Source organism: Streptomyces sp. 2-1, assembly GCF_048564895.1.
GTDB classification, from domain to species: Bacteria; Actinomycetota; Actinomycetes; order Streptomycetales; family Streptomycetaceae; genus Streptomyces; species Streptomyces phaeochromogenes.
The window spans coordinates 1,046,424-1,070,171 of record NZ_CP183383.1; the positions used below are offsets into that span (position 1 = coordinate 1,046,424).

Genomic DNA, 23,748 nt, shown 5'->3' on the forward strand with positions numbered 1-23,748 from the left:
GATATCAGGCTTCCACGGTCCGACCGTCGCCCATCGGCCGACCGTCGCCGCGTACCACTTCCAGGTATGCGGCGATCGCGTCCCGGTTGCGGGCGAGGCAGTCGATGCGACGGGTCATGCGGTCGAGTTCGAGCTCCAGCGTGGTCAGCATCTCCGGGGTCGGATCGGGGAAGTGGATGGTGCCGGGCCCGTCGAGGCAGGGCAGGATCTGCTTGATGATCCGGGTCGGCAGTCCGGCGTCGAGCAGTCCCCGGATCTGCTGGACACGGTCCACGAGGCGTTCGTCGTAGGAGCGGTAGCCGTTCTCGCAGCGCTCGGGCGTGATCAGCCCCTGCTCCTCGTAGTAGCGCAGCAACCGCCGTGGGATGCCGGTGCGTTCCGACAGCTCTCCGATCCGCATCCGACCGACCTCGCACTTCGCCGCTTGACCTTCACATCTATGTGAGGGTTCGAGCATACGCGGCATGAGCACCCACACCACAGAACCGACCGGTTCCTCCGAGCCGGCCGAGGGAGCCGAGAGGCACGGCGGGCTCCCTCTCGCCGCGCTCCTCGCCCTGGCCACGGCCGTCTTCGTCACGAGCCTCACCGAGACGCTGCCGGCGGGCGTGCTGCCCGCGATGAGTGCCGACCTCGGCGTCGGTGAGTCCGCGATGGGGCAGTCGGTCACCGTCTACGCGATCGGCACCGCACTCACCGCGATCCCCCTGTCCGCAGCCACCGCGGGATGGCGGCGCAAACGGCTGCTGCTCACGGCGATGGCGGGGTTCGCCGCCGCCAACACGGTGACCGCGGTCTCCACCGACTACTCCCTGACCATGGCGGCCCGGTTCGTCGCCGGTGTGGCCGCGGGCCTGGCCTGGGCGCTGCTCGCCGGGTACGCCCGCCGGCTGGCGCCCGCCCATCTGCAGGGCAGGGCGATAGCGATCGTGATGACGGGCATACCGGTCGCGCTGTCGCTGGGGGTGCCCGCGGGGACCTTCCTCGGCGAAGTGCTCGGCTGGCGGGTGACGTTCACGCTGATGACCGTGCTCGCGGTCGCGCTGCTCGGCTGGATCGCGGCGGGCGTTCCGGACCAGCCCGGTCAGAGGCGAGGGGCGGCGGGCCGGGTCCCGGTGCTGCGGGTCCTGACGGTTCCGGGTGTGACACCGGTCCTGTTCGTCACGCTGGTCTTCGTCCTGGCCCACACGATCCTGTACACGTACATCGCCACGTTCCTGGACGGGCTGGGCATGCGCGGCTCGACGGATCTCGTACTGCTGGTGTTCGGCGTCGCGTCCCTGGCCGGCATCTGGTTCGTGGGTGCGCGCATCGACCGGCGGCTGCGTGCCCTGACGCTCGCGAGCGCGCTGCTCGTCGCCGTGTCGGCCGCACTCCTGGCCGTGCCGGCCGACAGCCCCGCCCTCGTCTACGCCGCCGTGGCGCTGTGGGGCCTCGGCTGGGGAGGTGCCCCCACTCTGTTGCAGACGGCCGTGACCGACGCGGGCGGCGACTCTGCCGACGCCGCGCAAGCCGCGCTCGTCACACTGTGGAACGCGGCTATGGCCGGAGGCGGGGTGGCCGGAGGCGTCCTTCTCGACCACCTCGGCACGGGTTCGCTCCCGTGGAGCGTGTTGTTGTTGCTGATTCCGGTGGTGGTTGTGGTGGCCCGGGGGCGGGGGTTCCCTGCCGGGGGCGAGCGGTAGTTCTGAGGCTGCGGGGCTTCCATGGCTTGTGGCGCAGTTCCCCGCAGGCCCCCGACAAGGGGTGCGGGGAACTGCGCGCTCAGCCCAGAACCACCCGCGGACAACAGTCCACGTTCGGCCCGGAACGACCCGCGCGGCCGACAACTACCAGCGCGCTTCCACCTGCTCCTTGATGCGCCGGTCGTACAGGTCGGAGATCGCGGTCAGCGTCTCCGACGACAGGGGCGCCAGCTTGCCGGCCGCCGCGTTCGCGCGGGCCTGCTCGGGCGAGCGGGCGCCGGGGATGACCGTGGTGACGCCGGGCTGCTGGACGATCCAGGCGAGCGCCAGCTGGGCCGGGGTGACGCCCTCCGGGGCGAGCCCGGAGAACTCGGCGGCAGCCTCGACACCGGTCGTGTAGTCGACGCCGGAGAAGGTCTCGCCCTGGTCGAAGGCCTCACCGTGGCGGTTGAACGTACGGTGGTCGTTCTCCGCGAAGACCGTGTCCTTCGTGTACTTGCCGGAGAGCAGCCCGGAGGCGAGGGGCACGCGGGCGATGATGCCGACGCCGGCCTCCCGCGCCGCGGGCAGGACCCGCTGGAGGGGCTTCATACGGAACGGGTTGAGGATGATCTGCACGCTGGCCACACCCGGCCGGGCGATGGCGGTCAGCGCCTCGTCACAGGTCTCGACGCTCACGCCGTACGCGGCGATCCGCTCCTCCTCGACCAGGGTGTCGAGGGCGTCGAACACCTCGTCCGACGAGTAGACGGGGGTCGGCGGGCAGTGCAGCTGCACCAGGTCGATGCGGTCGACGCCGAGGTTGCGGCGCGAACGGTCGTTCCAGGCACGGAAGTTGTCGAGTACGTAGTTCTCGGGAATCTGGTCGACCCGGCGGCCCATCTTGGTCGCGACCAGCACATGCAGGTCGGGCCTGCTCTGCACGAAGGTGGCGATGGTCGCCTCGCTGCGCCCGTCCCCGTACACGTCGGCCGTGTCGAAGAACGTCACGCCCGACTCGGCGGCGGCCTCCAGGACCGCGAGGGCTTCCTTGTCGTCCACGTCGCCCCAGTCGGCACCGAGTTGCCATGTGCCGAGTCCCACGACCGATGCCTGCTGTCCTGACCTGCCGAATACGCGCTCATCCATGGGGGCAGTCTGGCACCCGGTCCCGGATTCCTCGGACTCAGCCCCCGTACGGCGGGCCCGTTCAGGCGACGGCCGCGGTGAGGGCGACTCCGGTGAGGCGCTCGGCCTCGGTCCACAGCCGGCGGTTCGCCTCGGTGTCGAGGGCGCGGCGCGTGATGCGGGCGGTGGCGGTCGGGCCGACCAGCCCGAACCTGCCGCCCGGGCCGTAGTACGCGCCTGCCGTCGCCTCGGGGCTCGTGGCGGCGTACAGCAGCGGTTCGGCGCCCTCCTCGACCTGCTGCTTGGGCAGGAAGTCGAGCGCGGTGAGCAGCGATCGCTTCGGCTTGTCACGGCCGAGGCTCGCGCCCGCGCTCTGGAGGTTGGTCACGGTGTAGCCGGGGTGGGCGGCCGTGCTCAGCAGGTTCCAGCCGCGCTCCGCGGCGATGTCGGCCAGCTGCCGGGCCATCATCAGGTCGGCGAGCTTGGACTGGGCGTACGACAGGTTGGAGCTGTAGCGGCGACGCTCCCACTGGAGGTCGTCGAAGTGGATGCGGCCGTAGTTGGCCGTGCCGCTGCTCATGGTGGCCACGCGCGGCGCGGGTGCGGCGAGCAGGGCGGGCAGCAGCCGGACGGTGAGGGCGAACGGGCCGAGGTAGTTGCTGCCCATCTGGAGTTCGAAGCCGTCGGCGGTGGTCATCCGGGTGGGCGGGGCCATCACTCCGGCGTTGTTCACGAGCAGGTCGAGCGGGGTGCCGTCGGCCAGGATCCCGTCGGCGAACGCCTCGACGGAGGCCAGGTCCGCCAGGTCGACGCGCCGCACCTCCAGATGTGCGTGCGGGTGCCGGGCCAGGATCTCGGCGCGGGCCTGCTCGCCCTTGGCGACGGTCCGCACCGCCAGGACGACGCGGGCACCGGCCTCCGCGAGGCGACGTGCGGTCTCCTTGCCCGTGCCGCTGTTGGCACCGGTGACGACGGCGAATTTCCCGGTCTGGTCGGGGACGACATATGAGGTGGCCACGATGACTCCTTCGGTGTTCGCACGGCACTCCAAGGGATAGGAGACCGGCGGTCTGTTGCATTTCAAGTTAGCAGACCGCCGGTCCGATAACAACAGACCGGGGGTCTGTAGACTGCGTGCATGGCAAACACCTTCCAGCGCGCCCGCAGCGAGGAGCAGCGCGCCGTGCGCCGCAAGGCGATCCTGGACACCACGGCCGCGATGCTCGGCGAGATGCCCGTGGCGCAGGTGAGCCTCAACGAACTGAGCCGCCGGGTGGGGCTCGCGAAGTCGAATGTGCTGCGCTACTTCGAGTCCCGCGAGGCCGTCCTCCTGGAGCTGCTCGGCACCGCGTCGCAGGAACTGCTGGAGCACCTCGGCACCGCGCTGCCCGAGGCCGTCGACGCCGACGCGCCGGTGACCGAGCGGGCCGACCGGCTCGCCGCGGTCATGACGGACGCGTTCGCCGAGCGTCCGGTGCTGTGCGACCTGATCAGCGCACAGGCCGCGGTCCTGGAGCGGAACGTGTCGACGGAGGTCGCCGCCGAGTACAAGCGCGCCACCATCGCGCATGTCTTCGCCCTGGCGCAGCGGGTCCGCGCGCACGTGCCCGAACTCGACGAGGAGGACGCCGTACGGTTCATCGCCGGTGCGCTCATGGTGGTCACGGCCGCCTGGCCGCACGCGCACCCGTCGCCCGCCGTGCTCGCGGCCTACGAGTCCGATCCCGAACTGGCGGTCCTGCGCCTCGACTTCACCACGGCCCTGCGGGAGTCGCTCGAGGTCCTGCTGTCCGGCCTGTTGGCACGGGCGGCAGGCTGACAGAAGCGGGGGCCGGGGCTCAGGAACCCGCGCGCACCCGTGGGACGTTGTCCGTGCAGCGCCCCTCGGGGCGGGCACAGTGACCAGCACCCCGACAGGCGGCACGATGAGCGAGTTGGTTCCCGGCGGCAATCTGCCCCTGCCCGGCGGCACGCTGACCCTTCATGTGCCCGGTCCGTTCGACGTGTCCGCGCTCATCACGGACGACAGCGGCAAGGTGCGCGGCGACGGCGACTTCGTGTTCTACAACCAGCCGACCGCCCCCGGTGCGCGGCTGCACGGCGAGACCCTCACCGTGGACCCGCCCGCGCTGCGAACCGGGGCTAGCCGCGTCACCGTCGTCATCAGCCCCGCCGAGCCGGGCACCGCACTGGGCCGGCTGCCCGCTCCGACCCTGCGCGTGACCGGCCCGGGCGGCGCTGTGCTCGCCCGCTTCACCCCGCCCCGCCCCCAGCAGGAGACCGTGCTGCTGCTCGCCGAGATCTACCGCCGCGGGACCGCCTGGAAACTGCGTGCCCTGGGACAGGGGTACGCGGACGGACTCGCCGGGATAGCCCGGGACTTCGGGGTCGACGTGAGCGAGGACGCCGACGCCGACGCGGGGGCGGGCGGCGGTACGGCTCCCGGGAGCTCCGGCGCCCCCGGTTCCAGGGGCGCCGGTGTCGCGACGGCCCTCAACGCCGCGCGTGCCGGGCTCGGACGGCTCCGGGGCTCGGGTCCCACTCCGGCCGGGAGCTCCGGTCGCACTCCGACGGCCAGCACGAGTCGTCCCACGGCCGGGAGCACGGCTCGTCCCCCGGCCGGGGCCACCGGACGCACGCCCGCCGGGAACGCCGCCTGGAACACCGGCAGCGCTTCGGCCGGAGGGGCTTCTGCCGCCGCTCCCGCTGTCGCGGGGCCCGCCGCCGACGGCTTCCTCCGCCTCGTGAACTCGGCCCGCGCCTCCGTCGGCGCCCCGCCCGTGTCCCTCGAGGCCCGCCTCACCGCCGCGGCGCACACGCACGCCGCGGGCATGGCCGCGCGGGGCAGCCTGGGCTCCGAGGGCGCGGACGGGCTCTCGGTCTACCAGCGCCTCACCGCGAGCGGCTACGCGTATCTCACGGTCGGCGAGCACCTGGTCTCCGGCCCGCGCGACGCCGCGGAGTTTGTGGAGTACTGCCTGTCCGGAGAGCAGTCCCGGCGCACGATCCACGACCCAGCGTTCACCGAGGCCGGTGTGGCGTACGTGCCCGACGGCCGCTCCGGCACCCTCTACTGGACGGCGCTGTGGGCCCGGCCCCTCACCCCCGCCGGGCTGGCGCAGACGGCCGCGGAGGTCGTCACGCTCACCAACGCCGAGCGGGCCCGGGCCGGTCTGCGACCACTGTCCGTGGACCCCCTGCTCACCAACGCGGCGCAGGCGCACAGCGCGGACATGGTGGCCCGCGCGTTCTACTCCCACACCTCCCCCGACGGCAGCGAACCCTGGCACCGGGCCGCGGCGGCCGGCAGCACCCGCCGCACCATCGGCGAGAACATCGCGTGCGGCCAGCGCTCCGCCGCCGAGGTCGTACAGGGCTGGATGGACAGCCCCGGCCACCGCGCCAACATCCTCAAGCCGGCCTTCACCCACATAGGCGTCGGCTTCGCGGGCGGCGGCTCGGCGGGCACGTACTGGACACAGCTCTTCGGCGCCTGACCCGACCCCGCCGGGAAATCTTCGCCGCAGGTCAGAGGCCTGTTAACGATGATGACAACGGTCACCGGTGCAGCCTTTGCCGATCTCCGCGAGGTGCGCTTCACTGCGGGAGTCGGACACCGCATCGAGGGGGACACACATGACCAGCGCGCACCACGACCACCACGGGTCGGACGGGCACGCGGGGCACTCGCACGGTGTGTCGGTGGACGCCGACCGCCGCTGGCTCGCGATCGCGCTGACGCTGATCACCACGTTCATGGCGGCCGAGGTCGTCATCGGCATCCTGGCCCAGTCGCTCGCCCTGATCTCCGACGCGGCGCACATGCTGACGGACGCCGTGTCCATCGTGCTGGCGCTCATCGCGATGCGGCTGGCCGCGCGGCCGGCCCGCGGCGGCTTCACGTACGGCCTCAAGCGCGCCGAGATCCTCTCCGCGCAGGCGAACGGGCTCACGCTGCTGCTGCTCGGCGCCTGGCTGGCGTACGAGGCGGTGCGGCGGCTGATCGACCCGCCCGAGGTGGAGGGCGGGCTGGTGTTCGGCACGGCCCTGGCGGGGATCGTGGTGAACATCGCGGCGGCCTGGTGCATCTCGAAGGCCAACCGCTCCTCGCTCAACGTCGAGGGCGCCTACCAGCACATACTCAACGACCTGTTCGCGTTCATCGGTACCGCGATCGCCGGTCTCATCGTGCTGCTGACGGGATTCGCGCGGGCCGACGCCATCGCCACGCTGGTCGTGGTGGCCCTCATGTTCAAGGCAGGCTACGGACTCGTACGGGAGTCGGGGCGGATCTTCCTGGAGGCGGCGCCCGCGCACCTCGATCCGGACGACATCGGTGACCAGCTGGTCGCGCACCCCTCGGTCTCCGAGGTGCACGACCTGCACGTGTGGACCATCACGTCGGGGCAGCCGGCACTGTCGGCGCACGTCCTGGTCGAGCCCGTCGCGGACTGCCACACCGTGCGCCGGGACCTGGAGAAGATCCTGCAGAGCGACCACGAGATCACCCACACCACCCTCCAGGTCGACCACGCCCCGTCCGAGGTCCTGGAGGTCCGCACCGGGGCCGCCTACGACGACGGCTCGCACTGCGAGGCCCCGCACGGCCCGGTACACCGCGACGAACCGCACGCCCACTGAAACCTGAGAAGACGGGCGGGAGTTCACGAGCCCGGGCTTCACCGGACGGACTTCACCGGACGGGCTTCGCCGAGGGCAGAACGCGATGGCCTCCCCGAATCGCACCGCGCTTTCTAGGGTGGAGAGGTGAGCAGCCACGCGTCCGACGAAGCCCGTGTCATTCCCCTGCGACCCGTACCGGCCGCGCCGGTGAAGCCGGAAGCGCCGGAGGCGCCCGCACCCAAGGAGCCGTTGTGGCGTGACGTCGTGGGTGACGTGCTGCGGCGTGAGCGGCTCGCCCAGGAGCGGACGCTCAAGGACGTGGCCGACGCGGCCCGGATCTCGATGCCGTACCTCTCCGAGCTGGAACGGGGCCGCAAGGAGGCCTCGTCCGAGGTCCTCGCTGCCGCCGCGCACGCACTCGGGCTCGGCCTCGCCGATCTGCTCGCCCTGGCGCACGGCCGGCTCGCGCGACCGGCCCAGCCGCTCAGGTCCCGGCCCCTGACGTCCCAGCCCCTCAGGTCCGGGTCCCGCACCGCGCCCCGGCGCACCGAGGCGCGGTCCCGGCTGGGCGACATCCGCCTCGCCGCCTGAGGCCCAGAGGCCGCTGGGGCTCCGCGGCGGCGGCCCCGTCACCCGTCAGGCCGCCGCGGGCACCAGCCGTCGGCTGAGCACCTCGTCGGCCAGTCCGTACGCCACCGCCTCCCGCGCGGTGAAGATCTTGTCGCGGTCCATGTCGGCGCGCAGGGTCTCGACGGGGTGGTGGGTGTGCAGGGACAGGACCTCCTCGACCTGGGAGCGGATGCGGATCATCTCCTTGGCCTGGAGGCTCAGGTCGGAGACCGTGCCCCGCGCACCGCCGCTCGCGGGCTGGCCGAGCAGCACCCGCGCGTGTTCCAGGATGAAGCGCCGGCCGGGATCTCCCCCGGCCAGGAGCACCGCGGCGGTCGAGGCGGCCTGGCCGACGCAGAACGTCGAGATCGGCGCGCCCACGTAGCCCATCGTGTCGTAGATCGCCATCAGTGAAGTGAACGATCCGCCGGGCGAGTTGAGGTAGATCGCGATCTCCCGCTCGGGTGCGGACGACTCCAGGTGGAGGAGTTGCGCGATGACGACGTTGGCGACGCCGTCGTCGATCTCGGTACCGAGGAAGATGATCCGCTCGGACAGCAGCCGGCTGTAGATGTCGTACGCGCGCTCGCCCTGCGGGGTGCGCTCGACCACGCTCGGGATCGTGTACTGGCTCATGTCAGAGTCCCATCCGTCGCTTCGAGGAGGCCGGGCGGACGTCGTCGAGGGACTCGACGACCCGGTCGACCATGCCGTACTCCCTGGCCTGTTCGGCCGTGAACCAGCGGTCGCGGTCGCCGTCGCGGCCGATCGTCTCCACGCTCTGGCCGGTGTGTTCGGCGGTGATCCGCTCGATGGTCTCCTTGGTGAACTGGAGGTTCTCGGCCTGGATGGCGATGTCGGCGGTGGTGCCGCCGATGCCTGCCGAGGGCTGGTGCATCATGATCCGCGCGTTCGGGAGCGAGTAGCGCTTGCCCGGGGTGCCGACGGTGAGCAGGAACTGCCCCATGCTCGCGGCGAAGCCCATGGCGAGGGTCGACACGTCGTTCGGGATGAGCCGCATCGTGTCGTAGATCGCCAGGCCCGCGTGCACCGATCCGCCCGGGCTGTTGATGTAGAGGCCGATGTCGGTGCGCGAGTCCTCCGCGGAGAGCAGAAGCAGCTGTGCGCAGACGCGGTTGGCGGAGACCTCGTCGACCTGCGTGCCGAGGAACACGATGCGCTGGTTGAGGAGTTGGGCGGCGAGGTGGTCGTCGAACCGGGACGGCGGGGTGTCCCCCTCCTCGGCCCTGGGTTCCAGGGTGCTGCTGAATCGTGCCATCGCTCCTCCTTGTGGTGACGCGGCCGGGATCACCGCTGTGTCTCCACCCTCGGCCGGACGACGGCGGCGCGGAAGGAATCTCGGCCCGCAGCAGATTCGCCAACAGCAGAGCTGCCGCGAAGCCCACTCAGCCCACTGGGTCCACTGGGTCCACTGAGGCCCCAGAGGTCACAGGGCTCTCGGAGCAAGGAGGGGCTACTTCGTCACCACCAGCGAGAACTCGTACAGATCGCCGCGGCACAACGACTCGCCGTACTCCACGACATGCCCCGTGTCGTCGAACGCCGTGCGTCGTACGAGCAGGGCGGCGGAGCCCTCCTTGACGCCGAGGAGGCGGGCCTGGCGGCCGGTCACGTTCACCGCCCGGATCTGCTGGGTCGCCCGGACCACCCTGACTCCGTGGGTGTTCTGCAGCGCTTCGGACAGGGAGCCCTTGAGGAGTGACTCGTCCAGGCTCGGGAAGCGTTCGGCGGAGAGGTAGACGGTCTCCAGGCAGATGGGGAAGTCGTCGCCGAGGCGAAGCCGTTCGATGCGGTGCAGGGCTGTGCCGGGGTCGACGCCGAGGGCCGTGGCGTGGTGCAGGTCGGCCTCGACGACCTCGGCGGCGAGGAGTTCGGCGCTGGGGTGGTAGCCGCGCGAGCGCAGGTCCTCGGAGAACGAGGTGAGCGTCGACGTCTTGGTGATCTGGGGGTGTGAGACGAAGGTGCCCACGCCGCGCACACTGCGGATGAGGCCGTCCTCGCGGAGTGCCTGGAGCGCGCGCCGGGCGGTCGCTCTGCTGACGTCGTAGTGCTCGGCGAGCTGCCGTTCGGTGGGAAGTGCCTCGTCGGGCCGCATCCGGGCGATGTCGGCCTGGAGCAGCCGACGCAGCGCCTCGTGCTTGAAGGACTCCGTCTTGTAGGAGTCCGCGTCCGGGCCGTCGTCCCTACGGCTGTCTTTGAGCGTCACAATCAGCGCCTGTCCTTGAGCATCACGATCACTCCGCGGTTCGCACGTGTCCGCTAACCCCGAAAGGCGCGGTAACGGGGCATCAGCGTACGCACCACGGCCAGGGTCGTCCCGGCGGTGTCCGGGCCGGGCGTCGCCTTCTCACTCCGTTCAACGGTCCGGTCACTCCGTTCGGTGGTCCAGCGCTCCTCCCATTCGATCAGGGACGCCTCGAACTCCTGGGCCCGGTAAGGGGATCCGGTTTCGAGTGCCTCGGCGATGTACGCGTACCAGCGTCGCCAGCGCGGGAGGTAGAACGAACCGACCAGGCCGGCCCAGTGCCGGCCCGAGTAGTCGTGCAGCTCGCTGCGGGAGTGTCCCCAGACCGTGAGGATGCGTCGCGCGTTGGCCTCGTACAGTTCGGCCTCGGCGGGGGTGGACGCCCAGCTGTGCGCTTCGGCGAGCCAGGTGTCCAGCCGGTACTCGGGGCGGGTGGCCAGCAGTGTGTCCAGGTCCTCGATGGTGGTGAGGAGTTCGGTGGCGGCGGCTCGGTAGCGGTCGACGTCGCGTGCCAGGGCCGCGTCCGCCGCCCTCCGCTGCTGGTCGCACGCCACGTGGGTGAGCACCTGCGCGGTGACGTCGCACAGGTCCCGGCCGAGCGGCCCCGCGCTGTCCGCCTCCGTCGCCTCACCGACCAGGAGTGTCCACGCCTCGGCCAGGCCGGGTGGCACGGACGGAGAGGGCGGCGCCGCCAGGTGCACCGGCAGCTCCGGGCGCAGGTCTCCCTCCAACGTGGGACGGCAGACGACGACGGAGCCCGGTGGTCCTGGGCCGTCCGCGTCGTAGACGGTGGCGTGGAGCAGTTCCCAGGCGCGCAGCAGGCCGGGGGGTCGCCGTCCGTACCGGGCCTCCGCCCAGTTCTCCAGCCACGCTCGTACGTCCTTGACCGAGCCGTGCCAGGCGATGTCCGCCAGCAGCTCGTACAGGACCGGGTCGCCGCCGAAGGCCTCCATGCTCGCGCCGACTCCGGAGAGGGAACCGCCGCGTGCGTCGGTGCTCGCCTCGGCGGGGCCGGCGGCGATCTCGTCCAGCTTGCCGTAGAGCCCGGGCCGTCCGCCCAGGCTGTGGAGCATGCACCACACCCAGGGCTTTCCCTGGTAGCCGTCGGTGTGCCGCCAGACCGGCTTGTGCTCGGCCCACAGGTCCAGGATCAGCATGCGGTCGTCCGGGATGGCGTCGAGGAAGGCCCGGGTCCGGTCCGGTGTCCAGTAGTCGGAGCGGTAGGAGAAGGGCCATGCCTGGAGCACCCAGGTGGCCTCGTCGTCCACCGCGGTCATGGCGCCGTGCACGGCCCGCGCGACCCGGGCGATGCCGACGGGGTCGGTCACCGGTGGAATCGTCTCGATGAAGGGGTCGGCCGCGTAGAGGTGGTCGGTGCCGAAGAGGCGGGTCTGCTCGGTCAGGAGCGCGGTGCCGAACTCCTCGAACAGTGGGTCGCGCGGGTCCAGGACTCCGACCTCGAAGTCCCACCAGGGAAGGGTCGTCGAGCGGGCGCCCCGGTCGGCGATCAGTTCGCGGGGCACATGGCCGGAGAAGCCCTGGAGGACGGGGCGCATGCCGAGCGCGCGTTCCCGGTCCAGGATGCGGCGGCCCAGGTCCGCGTGGCCGTCGATCCAGCTCTGCGGCAGTGGTCCGCCCCAACTGTCGAGCGAGGCGAGCCAGTTCCACGGGAGGTGGGCCGGGCCGCCGAGGAAGCGCCGGGCGGTGTCGTCGTCGAGGCCGGTGCGCAGGAGGGCTCGTTGCCAGGCGGCCTCCGCGCCGGTCATCGCGAGCGGTGTGGTCACGCCGTGCAGCGCCATCCAGTCGATGTGGCGCTCCCAGCGGGCCCAGTCCCAGAACGCCGTGGTGTAGCCGAAGGTGCAGACGTTGAAGTGGTAGCGGTGGAGGTAGGGAGAGGTCGTCCGGGCGGCCGTGCCGGTGCGGGGCAGACGGTCCGGCAGCCGGGGCACGGGGGCGTCCCAGGTGATCTGCGTCCGGCAGGCGGTGCGCAGATACCAGCGCAGCGCAGAGGCGACCGCGACACCGCTGGACCCGCGCAGCGCCACACCGCCCGGCCCGGCGTCGACCTCGAACCAGTCGGGCCTGCCGACGTCGTGCCCGTCCCCTACGGGCACGACGTCGGCGGTGAACTCCGCGGCCCTGTCCCCTAGGAGCCGCTGGAGAAGTTGTCGGGCGGTCTGGTTCTCCGATGCCTGTGGTCCGTACCACATGCGGCTCAGGTTAGGACGAGTGTGCGGGGTGGTCAAGGAACAAAGCTATTGCGACAGCACACTTGTCCGGAGGACTGGGCAGTCGCACGGCCCTCTGGTACGGTCCACAGCCACGCGGACGGCTCCCGCAGCCACGCAGACGGCCCTCGCAGCCATACAAACGGCTCCCGCTCGACACCCCAGGTGGTCTCGACACGATGAACGCCGATCTCGCCTACTTCGCCGCTCTCCAGGAGAACCTCACCGCGCTGGCCGACGCCGAGCGGCCCGCGATCGAGCGCGCCGCCGCTGCCATCGCGGACAGCATCGCCGCCGGAGGTGTCGTCCACTACTTCGGCAGCGGCCACTCGCAACTCGTCGCCATCGAACCGCTGTTGCGCGCGGGCGGCCTCGCGCCGGTCAACGTGATCGCCGACCCGGCGCTGTCCCCCGCCGCCCCTCGGCACGCGGGCGCGGCCGAGCGCGTCAGCGGCTACGCGGCGGCGATCCTGAGTACGGCGGACATCCGGGAGGGCGAGGTGGTGGTCGTCGTCTCCAACTCCGGTATCAACGCCGTGCCGGTCGAATTCGCCCTGGGTGCACGTGCGTTGGGGGCGACGGTCGTCGCCGTCACCAGCCGGGCCCACTCGATGGGCGCCGAGTCCCGGCATGTCGACGGGCGGCGCCTGCTCGACGTGGCCGACATCGTCATCGACACGCACGGCCGCCCGGGTGACGCGGTGGTGCCCCTGGGCGACCTCACCGTGGGTGCCCTGTCGACCGTCGTCGGGGCGGCGATCGTCAACGCCCTGACCTGCCGGGCGGCCGAGCTGCTCGTCGAACTTCACGGCCAGAAGCCGCCGTTGATCGTCAGTCAGAACACCGGCGGCGACGCCGAGCGCCACAACAGCGCCCTGCTGGAGAAGGTCAGGGACCGCTGTCCGCGGGGCTGACACACCGATCCGCACACCGAGACGCCGAGACGCCGACATTACGCAAGGAGGCCGATGATGGAGAGGACGCACCGGGTGCGCCGCCGCGTCGCTGCGACGGTCTGTGCCGCCGCCCTCGTGCTGCCGCTCACCGCCTGCGACGCCCTGACCCCCGGGAGCGCGGCCGCGGTGCCCGGTCCGCGCAGTGTGCCGTCGTCGACCGCCGTGCCGGACGGGGACACCACCCTGCGTCTGCAGTTCGCCGATGCCCCTTTGATGGTCGACGCGCTGATCGCCGCGTTCGAGAAGGGCCACCCCGACATCAGTGTCGAGCCGCAGTACAAGACGTTCTCGGACTACGTGCAGAACCTGAAGCTCACCATGACGTCCGACACCGCCCCCGACATCGCGCAGTACGCGGTCGGGATGACGGATCTCGCGGCGGACGGCCACATCCTCGACCTGGCGCCCTACCGGGAGGCGTACGGCTGGGACAAGGCCATTCCCCCGGTCAGCCTCGACCAGTTGACGGCGGGCCAGACCAGTGAGGCCACGGGCGGGCGCGCCCTGTTCGGGGTCCCGGCCGGTCTGTCGATGACCGGCATCTACTACAACAAGGAGCTCGCGAAGAAAGCCGGAATCGACGGTCCGCCCAAGACCGTGGCGGAGTTCGAGGACCAGCTCGCCGCGGCCAAGGACGCCGACCTGACGCCGCTCGGCGTCGGCGCGCTCGACTCCGGTGGCCTGCACCTGTGGGCCGCGCTCCTCAACCAGTTGATGCCGACGGATGATTACTGGGACTGGGTGAACGGCACCAAGGGCGCGACCATCGAGACGCCGGCCGCCGTCACGGCCAGCAAGATGGTCATCGACTGGGGCCGCAAGGGCTACTACAACGACTCCGCGAACGGCACCGCACAGGTGGACTCCACCGCCCAGTTCGCCAAGGGCGACAGTGTTTTCCTCATCAACGGCAACTGGGCGGCGGGGCAGTTGGCGACCGTCATGGGAGACAACGTCGGCTTCTTCCCGATGCCGGGCGAACAGGCCTCCGCCCCCACCGTGGCCTCGGGCTTCAGCGTCTCCTACGCCGTCTCGTCCAGGACCGAACACCCCGAGGCGGCAGGCGCGTTCCTCGACTTCCTGACCACTCCCGAGGCCGGCCAGATCATCAGCGACAACGGCTTCATGCCGCCCAACCCCGACGCCGTGAAGAAGCCGGAAGGCGTGCTCGCCGACATCGCGGAGGGCCACCGGCGGGCCGTCGCCGACGACGGGATCACGACGTTCCCCGACTTCGCCGCCCCGGCCATGCTCGACCGGCTGCGCTCGGGTGTCCAGAAACTCATCGCGAACCGCATAGATCCCTCGGACTACCTCGACTCACTTCAGGACGAGTGGGAGGAACACCATGCCGAGTAGGCCGCCGGTCCAACAGCCGCCCGACGTCCGGGTCCGGGCGCCGGAGGTCCGGGTCGAGTCCCAGGGCCCCCGCAAGCGCAGCGCGTATCGCGGCTATGTGTATGTGCTGCCCGCGTTCGCCGTCTACTTCTGCTTCGCGGTGCTGCCCGCCCTGCACACGGCGTATCTCTCGCTGTTCGAGTGGGACGGCGTAACACTGGGCGACTGGGTCGGGCTCGGCAACTACCAGGAGATCTTCCAGGACTCCATCCTGCGCCGGTCCGTGCTCAATGCCCTGGTGCTGGTGGTGTTCTTCTCCTTCATTCCCATCGTGGTCGGCCTTGCGATGACCGGCCTGCTGGCCCGTTTCCGGCGGCCCGGCATGGGGGCGTACCGCTTCCTGTTCATGCTGCCGCAGGTCGTCCCGCTCGTCGCCGTCGGCGTGACCTGGCGCTGGCTGTACGGGGACGACGGGCTGGTGAACCAGACGTTCCGCGCGGTCGGTCTGGACGGCGTGACCCGGGCCTGGCTCGGCGACTTCGGCGCCGCGCTGATCGCCGTGGGCCTCGTCGGCACCTGGGTGCTGAGCGGGCTGTGCATGATGCTCTTCCTCAGCGGCGTACAGAAGGTGGATCCCAGCCTGTACGAGGCGGCCCGGCTCGACGGGGCAGGGCCCGTCCGGGAGTTCGTCTCCGTCACCCTGCCGCATCTGCGCGGCGAGATCGCCGTCGCGATGACCGTGACCACGGTGGCCGCGCTCGCCAGTTTCGACATCGTGTACGTGACGACGAACGGCGGCCCCGGCGAGCAGACGACCGTCCCGGGCCTGCTCGTGTACCGACTGGCGTTCTCCGAGGGCAAGGTGGGGCTCGCCGCGGCCCTGGCCGTGGTCCTCGGCTGTCTGATACTCGGGATCGTCTATCTCATCAATCGTCTGTCGAGGTCGGAGTCATGAACACCGCCACGCGCCAGGAACGCTGGTCGGGTTACGCGCTGCTGACGGTCATGGCGATCGCCGTCGTGATCCCGTTCCTCAGTGTCTTCCTCGCCTCCCTGCAGCCCGCGGGCACTCCGGTGGTGGGCCTGACCTGGCCGGAGCGCTGGAGCTGGGACAACTACGAGCAGGCGTGGTCGGTGGCCGGGTTCTCGGACCTGATCCAGCACAGCCTCACCATCGCGGTCGGTGTGGTCCCCGCCTCCCTGGTCCTGGCGGCGCTGGCGGGCTACGCGCTCGGCACGATGAAGCTCCCGGGCGGCAACGCGGTCGCGGCCTTCTTCATCGCCGGACTCACCATCCCGGTCGAACTGATCGTGGTCCCGCTCTACTTCGACCTGCGGGGTCTCGGTCTGACCAACTCGTACCTGGGTGTGATCCTGGTGGAGATCGCGCTGTTCATGCCGTTCAGCGTGTTCTGGATGCGCACCCACTTCCAGTCGACCCCGCCGTCGCTGGTGGAGGCGGCCCGGATCGACGGTGCCTCGTCGGCCACGATCCTGCTGAGGATTCTGCTTCCGCTGGCCCGGCCGTCCCTGATGACGCTCGGGCTGCTGGTCTTCATGTGGTCGTGGAACCAGTTCCTGCTGGTGCTGGTGCTCATCCAGGACACGACCAAGCACACGGCACCCGCGGGCCTCGGCTTCTTCGTCGGTCAGAACAGCACGGACATCCCCACGCTCGCGGCGGGGACGATCATCGTGATGCTGCCGATCCTGATCCTCTTCGTGATCTTCCAGCGCAGCTTCATCGCGGGCCTGCTCCAGGGGGCGATGAAGGGCTGACGCCAGGCGCCCGGAGGGCGGCTCGCCCGGTCAGGCCGCCTTCGACGAGTCCGTGTGCGAGTGGGCGGAGTCCGTGTGCGAGTGGGCGCGCGGAGAGGCCGCCGCCCACTCCAGGACGAGGCGCTGGTACACCCGCCGCTGCTCGCCGCTCAGCGTGCCACCGCTCCGCAGCCACAGGGCTCGGATCTCCTCGTTGACCTCGGCGGCCGATCGCTTCGGCGCGACCGACGCGCGACGGTGGGTGGTGGACATACCGTGAATCATACGGGCCCGCGCGTGAAGACCATGTGAGGAGTCACTGTCAGCAGGACTACTTACCGGTAGCCATCGCATGGCCATGTCCGGTGGCCACCGATTGCCTGGTCCGACAGCCGTTCCACAGCAGGTCAGGACGCCCCCGCGCCGAGGACGAGCACCTGGATCGCCAGTACAGCGCCGCCCCGCGCCCAGTCGTGGAAGTCGGACACCTTGGTCTCCAGATTGACCGGCTCCGCGTGCGGATGACGGTTGGCGAGGATGGCCTCCTCGACGGCCGGTCCCGCCACGTCCACCAGGCCCACCCCCTCGCCGGCCAGGACGATCTTCTCCGGGATGGCGAAGTTGGCGATCTGTGCGACGAGGGTGCCCAGGGCGCGGGCCGCCTCGCCGACGACGCGGGCGGCCATGGGCTCACCCTCGGCGGCCAGGGCGAGGATCTCGTCGTATGTGATGTCGCGGCCGGTGGCGGCCCGGATCTGGTAGCGGATGCTGGGGATGGACAGCAGCGAGATGGCGCTGCCACGCTCGCCGTCGGGGGTGAGAGGGCCGCTGGAGTTCACGATCCAGAAGCGGCCGACGCCCAGTCCGTCCTCGGGGGTCCCGACCCGCTTGCCGCCGCTCACCAGTCCGTAGCCGATTCCCGCGCCGATGGTGAGCACCGCGAACCGCTCCAGGCCGCGGCCGGCGCCGAACCACCGCTCGGCCTCGACGAGCGCGGCCACGTCGTTGTCCACGACGACCGGCAGTCCGGTGCGCTCCTCGACGAGCCGGGCCAGGGGGACTTCGCGCCAGCCGAGGAAGGCCGACTCGTCGACGACGGCCCGGTCCGAGGCCCGGCCGCCGAGGCCGATGCCGATCCCGGCGAGACCCGGGAAGTCACGCGCGAACGCGCCGGTCAGCTCCCCCAGCACGTCCACCACATGGGCCGGGTCATGGCTGGTGATGGGCAGGTCGCGGCGGGCGACGATATCGCTCTTGAGGGTGGTGACGACGCCGTAGACCATGTCCTGGGTGATCTTGAACCCGGCGAAGGTGCGGGACTCGGCGACGATGTCGAGGGGCTGGGACGGACGGCCCTGGCGCACCTCGGGAAGTGTGGTGCCCTCGGGGACCTCGATCAGCAGACCAGACTCTATGAGCGGCTTCGTCAGCCGGGTGAGACTGCCCGCGGAGAGGTCGAGCCGGCGGGCGATGTCGCTGCGCGACAGAGGGCCGTGCGTGAGCACCTCGATGGCGACGGCACGCTCACCGGGACTGAGTGGCAGCCAGCTGGCGGCACGTGCGGTCATGAACGAACCCCCACATTGTTTCTTTCGACGCAGAAGTAATGACACCACCCTATGTCGTCGAACCTCCTCAGGAAAAGATGTGTGCACACCTCTTGACGGCTGGATTCTTTCGGACCAAAAGTAAGTGGCCCGAGGATGAGCCGCAGACGAGGGAGTCTCCTGATGACCGTCGCCTCCAGCCCTCCGTCGCGTCTGCCAGTGCGCGACATCGAGGGGACACAGCCGAAGCCGAGAACCCGCGAGAAACGAGAACGTGACGGTGGCGGACGTGGTGACGGCGCCCTCGCGGCCCTGTTCATCGCTCCGGCCATGCTGGGCTTCCTGGTCTTCCTGCTGTGGCCGACGCTGCGGGGCATCTATCTGAGCTTCACCCGCTTCAATCTGCTGACCCCGGCGGAGTGGGTGGGCCTCGACAACTACGTCCGCATGGTCAAGGACCCCATCTTCTGGGACTCGTTGACGGTCACCGTCGAGTACGTCTTCATCAACATCGGCATCCAGACGGTCTCGGCGCTCGCCATCGCCGTGCTGCTCCAGCGGTTGACCCAGTCGGCGATACTCCGCGGGATCGTCCTCACGCCGTATCTGATGTCGAACGTCGTCGCCGGCATCGTCTGGCTCTGGATGCTCGACACCCAGCTCGGCATCGGCAACGAGATCATCGCCGGGCTCGGCTTCGACCGCATCCCGTTCCTCGCGGACGAGACCTGGGCGATACCCACGATCGCCCTGATCAACGTATGGCGGCATGTCGGCTACACCGCCCTGCTGCTCTTCGCCGGGCTTCAGGCCATCCCCGGCGACATGTACGAGGCGGCCAAGGTGGACGGTGCCAGCGAGTGGCGGATGTTCTGGCGGATCACCATGCCGCTGCTGCGACCGGTCCTCGCGGTGGTCCTGATCATGACGGTGATCGGTTCGTTCCAGGTGTTCGACACGGTCGCGGTGACCACCGCGGGCGGTCCGGCGAACGCGACCAACGTCCTGCAGTACTACATCTACGGCGCCGCCTTCGGCCGCTTCCAGTTCGGCTACGCGTCGGCGATGTCCGTGGCCCTGCTCGTGGTGCTGAGCGCGATCACCTTTGTCCAGTACCGGCTCACCCGCGCCGGCCAGACCGACCTCGGCTGAAGAAGGGAGCGACCGACATGACTGCCGTGACGGCAACGACGACGAAGGTACGGCGCACGCAGCGCCCGAGGATCACCCCCGGGAAGGTCGTGGCCTGGACGGTGATGGCCGCGATGGTCCTCATCACCCTGCTGCCGTTCTACTGGATCCTGCGCACCGCGCTCTCCACCAACACAGCGCTCGCGGCCCACCCGGGCGATCCGCTGCCCGTGGACCTGACGACCGGTGGTTTCGAACGGGCCCTGGGCCTGCAGTCCACCGAGGAGGCGATCGCTCAGGGCGGCTCCGGCGGCGGGCTCAAGTTCTGGCGCTATCTGATCAATTCGACGGTCGTGTCCACCCTGATCACCGTCTTCCAGATCTTCTTCTCCGCCATGGCCGCGTACGCCTTCGCACGGCTGCGGTGGCGCGGCCGGGACACGGTGTTCGGGCTGTTCCTGGCCGGGCTGATGGTGCCGACGATCTTCACGCTGCTGCCGAACTTCGTGCTCATCAAGCAACTCGGCCTGGTCGACTCCCTGTTGGGCATCTCCCTGCCGACGATGTTCATGACCCCGTTCGCGGTGTTCTTCATGCGGCAGTTCTTCATGAACGTGCCGCGGGAGGTCGAGGAGGCGGCCCTGCTCGACGGGGCCGGGAAGATCCGGATCTTCTTCCGCGTCATGCTGCCGATGGCGTCCACCCCCATCCTCACGCTGGGCGTGCTGACGTACATCACCTCGTGGAACGACTACTTCTGGCCGCTGATGGTCTCCTACAGCGACAGCTCACGGGTGCTCACCGTGGCACTGGCCATCTTCCGGGCGCAGACCCCGCAGAGCGGCTACGACTGGTCCGGCCTGATGGCGGCCACGCTCATCGCCGCGCTGCCGATGCTCGTGCTCTTCGGCTTCTTCGCGCGCCGCATCGTCAGCAGCATCAGCTTCACCGGCATCAAGTAAGGGGACGGGCATGCGAATTCGTACACGTACGGTCGTGGCACTGACCGGGGTGCTCGCGCTGTCCCTGGTGACGGGCTGCGCGCAGGGCGGGGCCGCCGGAGCGGGCTCCAATTCGGTGACCTACTGGCTGTGGGACGCCAACCAGATGCCCGCCTACCAGGCGTGCGCCAAGGGCTTCGAGAAGCAGAACCCGGGCCTGAAGGTGAAGATCACCCAGATGGGCTGGGCCGACTACTGGACCAAGCTCACCGCGAGCTTCATCGCGGGCACCGAGCCGGACGTGTTCACCGACCACATCCAGAAGTTCGGGCAGTTCGCCGACCTGAACGTGCTCGAACCACTGGACGACCTGGGCATCGACGACTCCGCCTACCAGCCGGGTCTCGCCGCCAACTGGACCGGCCAGGACGGCCACCGCTACGGCGCTCCGAAGGACTGGGACACCGTCGCGCTCATGTACAACAAGAAGATGGTCAAGGAGGCCGGGCTCTCCGCGTCGGAGCTCAACGGCCTCGCCTGGAACCCGAAGGACGGCGGCACCTTCGAGAAGACCATCGCGCACCTGACCATCGACACGAAGGGCAAGCGCGGCGACGAACCGGGCTTCGACAAGAACAACGTCAAGGTCTACGGACTCGCCACCGGCGGCGCGGGCGACAGCGACGGGCAGACCACCTGGAGCCCGTTCACCGGCTCGGCGGGCTGGAAGTACACGGACAAGGCACGCTGGGGCTCCAAGTACCAGTACGACAGCAAGACCTTCCAGACGGTGGTCGACTGGTACTTCGGCCTGGCGAAGAAGGGTTACCTCGCGCCCTTCACCGACTACACCGACGGCGCCAACCCGGCCAACGCCCAGGTCGCCTCCGGCAGGGCGGCGACCTCGTTCGACGGGGCCTGGATGATCTCCACCTACTACGACACCAAGGGCCTCGACGTCGGCACCGCCCCCACACCGACCGGCCCGACCGGCAAGCGGGCCACCATGATGAACGGCCTCGCCGACTCCATCACCAAGAACGCCCCCAACAAGGCGGGCGCCAAGAAGTGGGTCCAGTACCTGGCCTCCAACGAGTGCCAGAAGATCGTCGGCAGCTACGGAATCGTCTTCCCCGCGACCCCGGAGGGAACCCAGGCCGCCGTGGCCGCGTACAAGAAGAAGGACATCGACGTGTCTGCCTTCACCGAACCGGTCACCGACAAGAAGGACTCCACCACCTTCTCCTTCCCGATCACCGACTACGCGGCGGACGTGTACTCCCTGGTGCGCCCCGCGATGCAGGACGTCTACGCCAACGGCGCCCCGGTGAGCGATCTGACCAAGACCAACGACCAGGTCAACTTCATCCTCGGACAGTGAATCCTCGGACAGTCAGTCCCCGGACAGTGAAAGGCACACACTCCATGACGTTCTCCCTCGGCATCGTCGGCGCCGGCCAGTTCTCCGGCCAGTTCGCGAAGCTGTTTCTTGCCCACCCGGGCGTCGGCGAGGTCCACGTCACGGATCTCCTGCCCGAGCGAGCGGAGCAACTGGCCGCCGCCGAAGGCCTGTCGGGAACCTTCCCCTCGTACGAGGCGATGCTGGAGTCGGACGCGATCGACGCCGTCGCGATCTTCACCCAGCGCTGGACCCACGGCCCGCTGGTGCTCCAGGGGCTCAACGCCGGCAAGCACGTCTACTCGGCGGTGCCCATGGCGATCACCCGCGAGGAGATCGCGGCGATCATCGACGCGGTTCGGGCCACCGGACTGACGTACATGATGGGTGAGACCAGCCAGTACAACCCGGCGACCGTGCACGCCCGCAACCAGATCGCCGACGGCGCCTTCGGACGGCTCTTCTACGCCGAGGGCGACTATGTGCACGACATGGACCTCGGGTTCTACGAGGCCTACCAGTACAGCGGCGGCGAGAACTGGAAGGAGACCGCCAGCTATCCCCCGCTGCTCTACCCCACGCACTCGGTGGGCGGGGTCCTCGGCGCCTGGCAGACGCACGCGGTGAGTGTGTCCGCGATCGGGGTCAAGGACGATCGCGGGGACGGGGTCTTCGACGAGGACGTCAGCCAGTTCGGCAACGACTTCTCGAACGCGACCGCGCTCTTCGAGGTGGCGGGAGGCGGCTCGTTCCGTACGAACGAGTTCCGGCGGGTCGGCTATCCCTCGCACATCCGGGAGTCGCGTTTCCGGTTCTTCGGCACGGACGCGAGCATGGAGCAGCTTGCGACGGTGGCCTTCTGGCAGGACAAGAAGGGGGTCAAGGACATCAGTGAGCTCCTTGAGCCCAAGCCCACCATGTCTCCGGACGACCCGTCGCTCCAGCACATCGCGCCGGACCTGCGGGCCGCCTTCACCTCCGGCTCGGCGCCGGTGCACGACCGGGCGCGGCTGCCCCGGGAGTTCGACAACCTGCACAACGGGCACGAGGGCAGCCACCACTTCCTGGTGGACGACTTCGTCACCGCGGTGAACACGCGCACACTGCCGTCGGTCAACGCGTGGGTGGCAGCCCGCTACACCCTGCCGGGCATCGTCGCGCACGACTCGGCGCGGCAGGGTGGGACGAGGCTGGAGATCCCGGACTTCGGGGACGCCCCGGAGGCGTGACGTTTCTGCCCGGTCCGGCCGTTCTCAGGAGCGGCCGGGCCAGGTCCGGTCACCAGTCCGGTCAGGTGCCCGGCTTGCGGCCGTACACGTAGACGTCGTCGTTCTTCTTCAGGAGCGACCAGTATTTCTTGGCGTCCGTCTTCGTCATGTTGACGCAGCCGTGCGAGCCGGGCGGGTTCCACATGCTCACGCCGACCGAGTGGAAGGCCTGGCCTCCGTCGAAGAACTGGCTGTAGGGCATGGGCACGTCGTAGATCGTCGAGACGTGGTCGATGTTCCGCCAGTAGATCTTCTTCAGACCGGTGCGGGTCTCGTACCCGTTGCGGCCCGTGCGGACCGGCACCGGACCGTACACGAGGGTATTGCCGTCCTGGATCCAGCTGAGCTGGAGCGTGAGGTTCACACAGGCGATGCGGCCCTTGTTGACGGGGCATTTGCCGTCCTTGTTGGGGTTCTTCCCGACGGCCTTCTGCTTGTTCATCAAGTCCATCACGCCCCAGGTGACGGACCCGGCGTAGCCGATGTTCGGGGTGATGCCGTGCTTGGTCTGGAAGGCCTTGATCGCCTTGCAGTCGGCGGCCGACTGCCTGCCGTCCACCGGCCGGCCGAGGAACTTCTCGACCTTCTTCTGGTACGGGCCGGTCTGCGTCGTGCAGCTCGCCGCCTGGGCCGGGCCCGCGCCCAGCGCGACGGCCAGCGGCGCCATCAGTCCGGTGACCCCCAGTACGACGGCTGCCCGTCTGCGTGTGTCCCCCATGATCAGGCCTTTCTCGTTCGTTCCGGTCAATCTCTGCCAGCTAGACCCACGCGGGGCGGCATGGGTTGTGGGGGCGGCCGGGCTGAGACGAAACGATGACATTCCATGCCGTGGAGTACTCGATAGTGAGTAGCCGGGAGGGTTGACGCGGACGACGACGGGACAGGGCCCGTC

Annotated in this window: 23 protein-coding genes; 13 read left to right on the plus strand and 10 right to left on the minus strand. The window is 69.8% G+C overall.

The window, feature by feature from the left end:
• Nucleotides 1–4: 4 nt before the first annotated feature.
• The gene (locus ACN20J_RS04755; protein WP_361891821.1) at nt 5–400 is read right to left on the minus strand and encodes a MerR family transcriptional regulator; all 396 of its coding nucleotides are present in this window, start codon (nt 398–400) and stop codon (nt 5–7) included.
• 64 nt (nt 401–464) lie between these two features.
• Here ACN20J_RS04755 and ACN20J_RS04760 point away from each other — a divergent pair, with 64 nt between their 5' ends.
• Nucleotides 465–1,685, plus strand: coding sequence for an MFS transporter (locus tag ACN20J_RS04760; RefSeq protein ID WP_419665319.1), 1,221 nt, complete (start codon nt 465–467; stop codon nt 1,683–1,685).
• A gap of 144 nt (nt 1,686–1,829) precedes the next feature.
• Here the strand turns inward: ACN20J_RS04760 and ACN20J_RS04765 are convergent, their stop codons facing one another.
• Both ACN20J_RS04765 and ACN20J_RS04770 read right to left on the minus strand, forming a co-directional pair.
• On the minus strand, nt 1,830–2,813 hold the full coding sequence (locus ACN20J_RS04765) for an aldo/keto reductase (RefSeq protein ID WP_190228337.1): 984 nt from the start codon (nt 2,811–2,813) through the stop codon (nt 1,830–1,832).
• Nucleotides 2,814–2,874: 61 nt separating this feature from the next.
• Nucleotides 2,875–3,810 carry an SDR family oxidoreductase gene (locus ACN20J_RS04770; RefSeq protein WP_419665320.1) on the minus strand — a complete coding sequence of 312 codons (936 nt, stop codon included), beginning with the start codon at nt 3,808–3,810 and terminating at the stop codon, nt 2,875–2,877.
• 120 nt (nt 3,811–3,930) lie between these two features.
• On the opposite strand from ACN20J_RS04770, the gene ACN20J_RS04775 reads away from it, so the two are divergent.
• From ACN20J_RS04775 to ACN20J_RS04790, 4 genes are all read left to right on the plus strand, one after another.
• Nucleotides 3,931–4,611 (plus strand): TetR/AcrR family transcriptional regulator, encoded by a 681-nt coding sequence (locus tag ACN20J_RS04775; protein ID WP_190228339.1) that lies wholly within the window; start codon nt 3,931–3,933, stop codon nt 4,609–4,611.
• A 106-nt stretch (nt 4,612–4,717) separates the two neighbouring features.
• Nucleotides 4,718–6,289 carry a CAP domain-containing protein gene (locus ACN20J_RS04780; protein ID WP_419668833.1) on the plus strand — a complete coding sequence of 524 codons (1,572 nt, stop codon included), beginning with the start codon at nt 4,718–4,720 and terminating at the stop codon, nt 6,287–6,289.
• Between the two features lie 139 nt (nt 6,290–6,428).
• On the plus strand, nt 6,429–7,433 hold the full coding sequence (locus tag ACN20J_RS04785) for a cation diffusion facilitator family transporter (RefSeq protein ID WP_189839126.1): 1,005 nt from the start codon (nt 6,429–6,431) through the stop codon (nt 7,431–7,433).
• A 126-nt stretch (nt 7,434–7,559) separates the two neighbouring features.
• Entirely contained in the window at nt 7,560–8,006 is a 447-nt protein-coding gene (locus ACN20J_RS04790) for a helix-turn-helix domain-containing protein (protein ID WP_361997192.1), read from the plus strand.
• A 45-nt stretch (nt 8,007–8,051) separates the two neighbouring features.
• On the opposite strand, the gene ACN20J_RS04795 is transcribed toward ACN20J_RS04790, so the two are convergent.
• The 4 genes from ACN20J_RS04795 to ACN20J_RS04810 form a co-directional block, all read right to left on the minus strand.
• On the minus strand, nt 8,052–8,660 hold the full coding sequence (locus tag ACN20J_RS04795; RefSeq protein WP_189839124.1) for a ClpP family protease: 609 nt from the start codon (nt 8,658–8,660) through the stop codon (nt 8,052–8,054).
• Between the two features lies 1 nt (nt 8,661).
• A complete protein-coding gene (locus ACN20J_RS04800) occupies nt 8,662–9,303 on the minus strand; it encodes an ATP-dependent Clp protease proteolytic subunit (protein WP_190228341.1) in 642 nt (213 codons plus the stop codon).
• Between the two features lie 195 nt (nt 9,304–9,498).
• Complete coding sequence (locus tag ACN20J_RS04805) at nt 9,499–10,251, minus strand: GntR family transcriptional regulator (RefSeq protein ID WP_190228342.1); 753 nt, start codon at nt 10,249–10,251, stop codon at nt 9,499–9,501.
• Nucleotides 10,252–10,304: 53 nt separating this feature from the next.
• Nucleotides 10,305–12,500, minus strand: coding sequence for an alpha-N-acetylglucosaminidase (locus ACN20J_RS04810; RefSeq protein ID WP_419665321.1), 2,196 nt, complete (start codon nt 12,498–12,500; stop codon nt 10,305–10,307).
• 197 nt (nt 12,501–12,697) lie between these two features.
• Here ACN20J_RS04810 and ACN20J_RS04815 point away from each other — a divergent pair, with 197 nt between their 5' ends.
• From ACN20J_RS04815 to ACN20J_RS04830, 4 genes are read left to right on the plus strand one after another with little or no spacing between them, the layout of a single operon-like run.
• Nucleotides 12,698–13,432, plus strand: coding sequence for a sugar isomerase domain-containing protein (locus tag ACN20J_RS04815; protein ID WP_419665322.1), 735 nt, complete (start codon nt 12,698–12,700; stop codon nt 13,430–13,432).
• Nucleotides 13,433–13,486: 54 nt separating this feature from the next.
• Nucleotides 13,487–14,833, plus strand: a complete 1,347-nt coding sequence (locus tag ACN20J_RS04820) for an ABC transporter substrate-binding protein (RefSeq protein WP_361891846.1) — start codon at nt 13,487–13,489, stop codon at nt 14,831–14,833.
• A complete protein-coding gene (locus ACN20J_RS04825; RefSeq protein WP_419665323.1) occupies nt 14,823–15,767 on the plus strand; it encodes a carbohydrate ABC transporter permease in 945 nt (314 codons plus the stop codon). The genes ACN20J_RS04820 and ACN20J_RS04825 overlap by 11 nt, the downstream gene beginning before the upstream one ends.
• Complete coding sequence (locus ACN20J_RS04830; protein WP_189839118.1) at nt 15,764–16,591, plus strand: carbohydrate ABC transporter permease; 828 nt, start codon at nt 15,764–15,766, stop codon at nt 16,589–16,591. Before ACN20J_RS04825 ends, ACN20J_RS04830 begins: the two co-directional genes overlap by 4 nt.
• 30 nt (nt 16,592–16,621) lie before the next feature.
• Here the strand turns inward: ACN20J_RS04830 and ACN20J_RS04835 are convergent, their stop codons facing one another.
• A complete protein-coding gene (locus ACN20J_RS04835) occupies nt 16,622–16,855 on the minus strand; it encodes a hypothetical protein (RefSeq protein ID WP_189839117.1) in 234 nt (77 codons plus the stop codon).
• Nucleotides 16,856–16,977: 122 nt separating this feature from the next.
• On the minus strand, nt 16,978–18,138 hold the full coding sequence (locus ACN20J_RS04840) for an ROK family protein (RefSeq protein WP_419665324.1): 1,161 nt from the start codon (nt 18,136–18,138) through the stop codon (nt 16,978–16,980).
• A 162-nt stretch (nt 18,139–18,300) separates the two neighbouring features.
• Between ACN20J_RS04840 and ACN20J_RS04845 the strand changes: the two genes are divergently transcribed.
• From ACN20J_RS04845 to ACN20J_RS04860, 4 genes are read left to right on the plus strand one after another with little or no spacing between them, the layout of a single operon-like run.
• Nucleotides 18,301–19,269: a carbohydrate ABC transporter permease gene (locus ACN20J_RS04845; RefSeq protein WP_189839115.1), complete on the plus strand. Its 969-nt coding sequence runs from the start codon at nt 18,301–18,303 to the stop codon at nt 19,267–19,269.
• 17 nt (nt 19,270–19,286) lie between these two features.
• Nucleotides 19,287–20,210 carry a carbohydrate ABC transporter permease gene (locus ACN20J_RS04850; protein ID WP_190228348.1) on the plus strand — a complete coding sequence of 308 codons (924 nt, stop codon included), beginning with the start codon at nt 19,287–19,289 and terminating at the stop codon, nt 20,208–20,210.
• Nucleotides 20,211–20,220: 10 nt separating this feature from the next.
• On the plus strand, nt 20,221–21,570 hold the full coding sequence (locus tag ACN20J_RS04855; protein ID WP_419665325.1) for an ABC transporter substrate-binding protein: 1,350 nt from the start codon (nt 20,221–20,223) through the stop codon (nt 21,568–21,570).
• Nucleotides 21,571–21,614: 44 nt separating this feature from the next.
• Nucleotides 21,615–22,817 (plus strand): Gfo/Idh/MocA family protein, encoded by a 1,203-nt coding sequence (locus ACN20J_RS04860; RefSeq protein ID WP_361913644.1) that lies wholly within the window; start codon nt 21,615–21,617, stop codon nt 22,815–22,817.
• Between the two features lie 61 nt (nt 22,818–22,878).
• On the opposite strand, the gene ACN20J_RS04865 is transcribed toward ACN20J_RS04860, so the two are convergent.
• The gene (locus tag ACN20J_RS04865) at nt 22,879–23,574 is read right to left on the minus strand and encodes a L,D-transpeptidase family protein (protein WP_190228351.1); all 696 of its coding nucleotides are present in this window, start codon (nt 23,572–23,574) and stop codon (nt 22,879–22,881) included.
• Nucleotides 23,575–23,748: the final 174 nt, after the last annotated feature.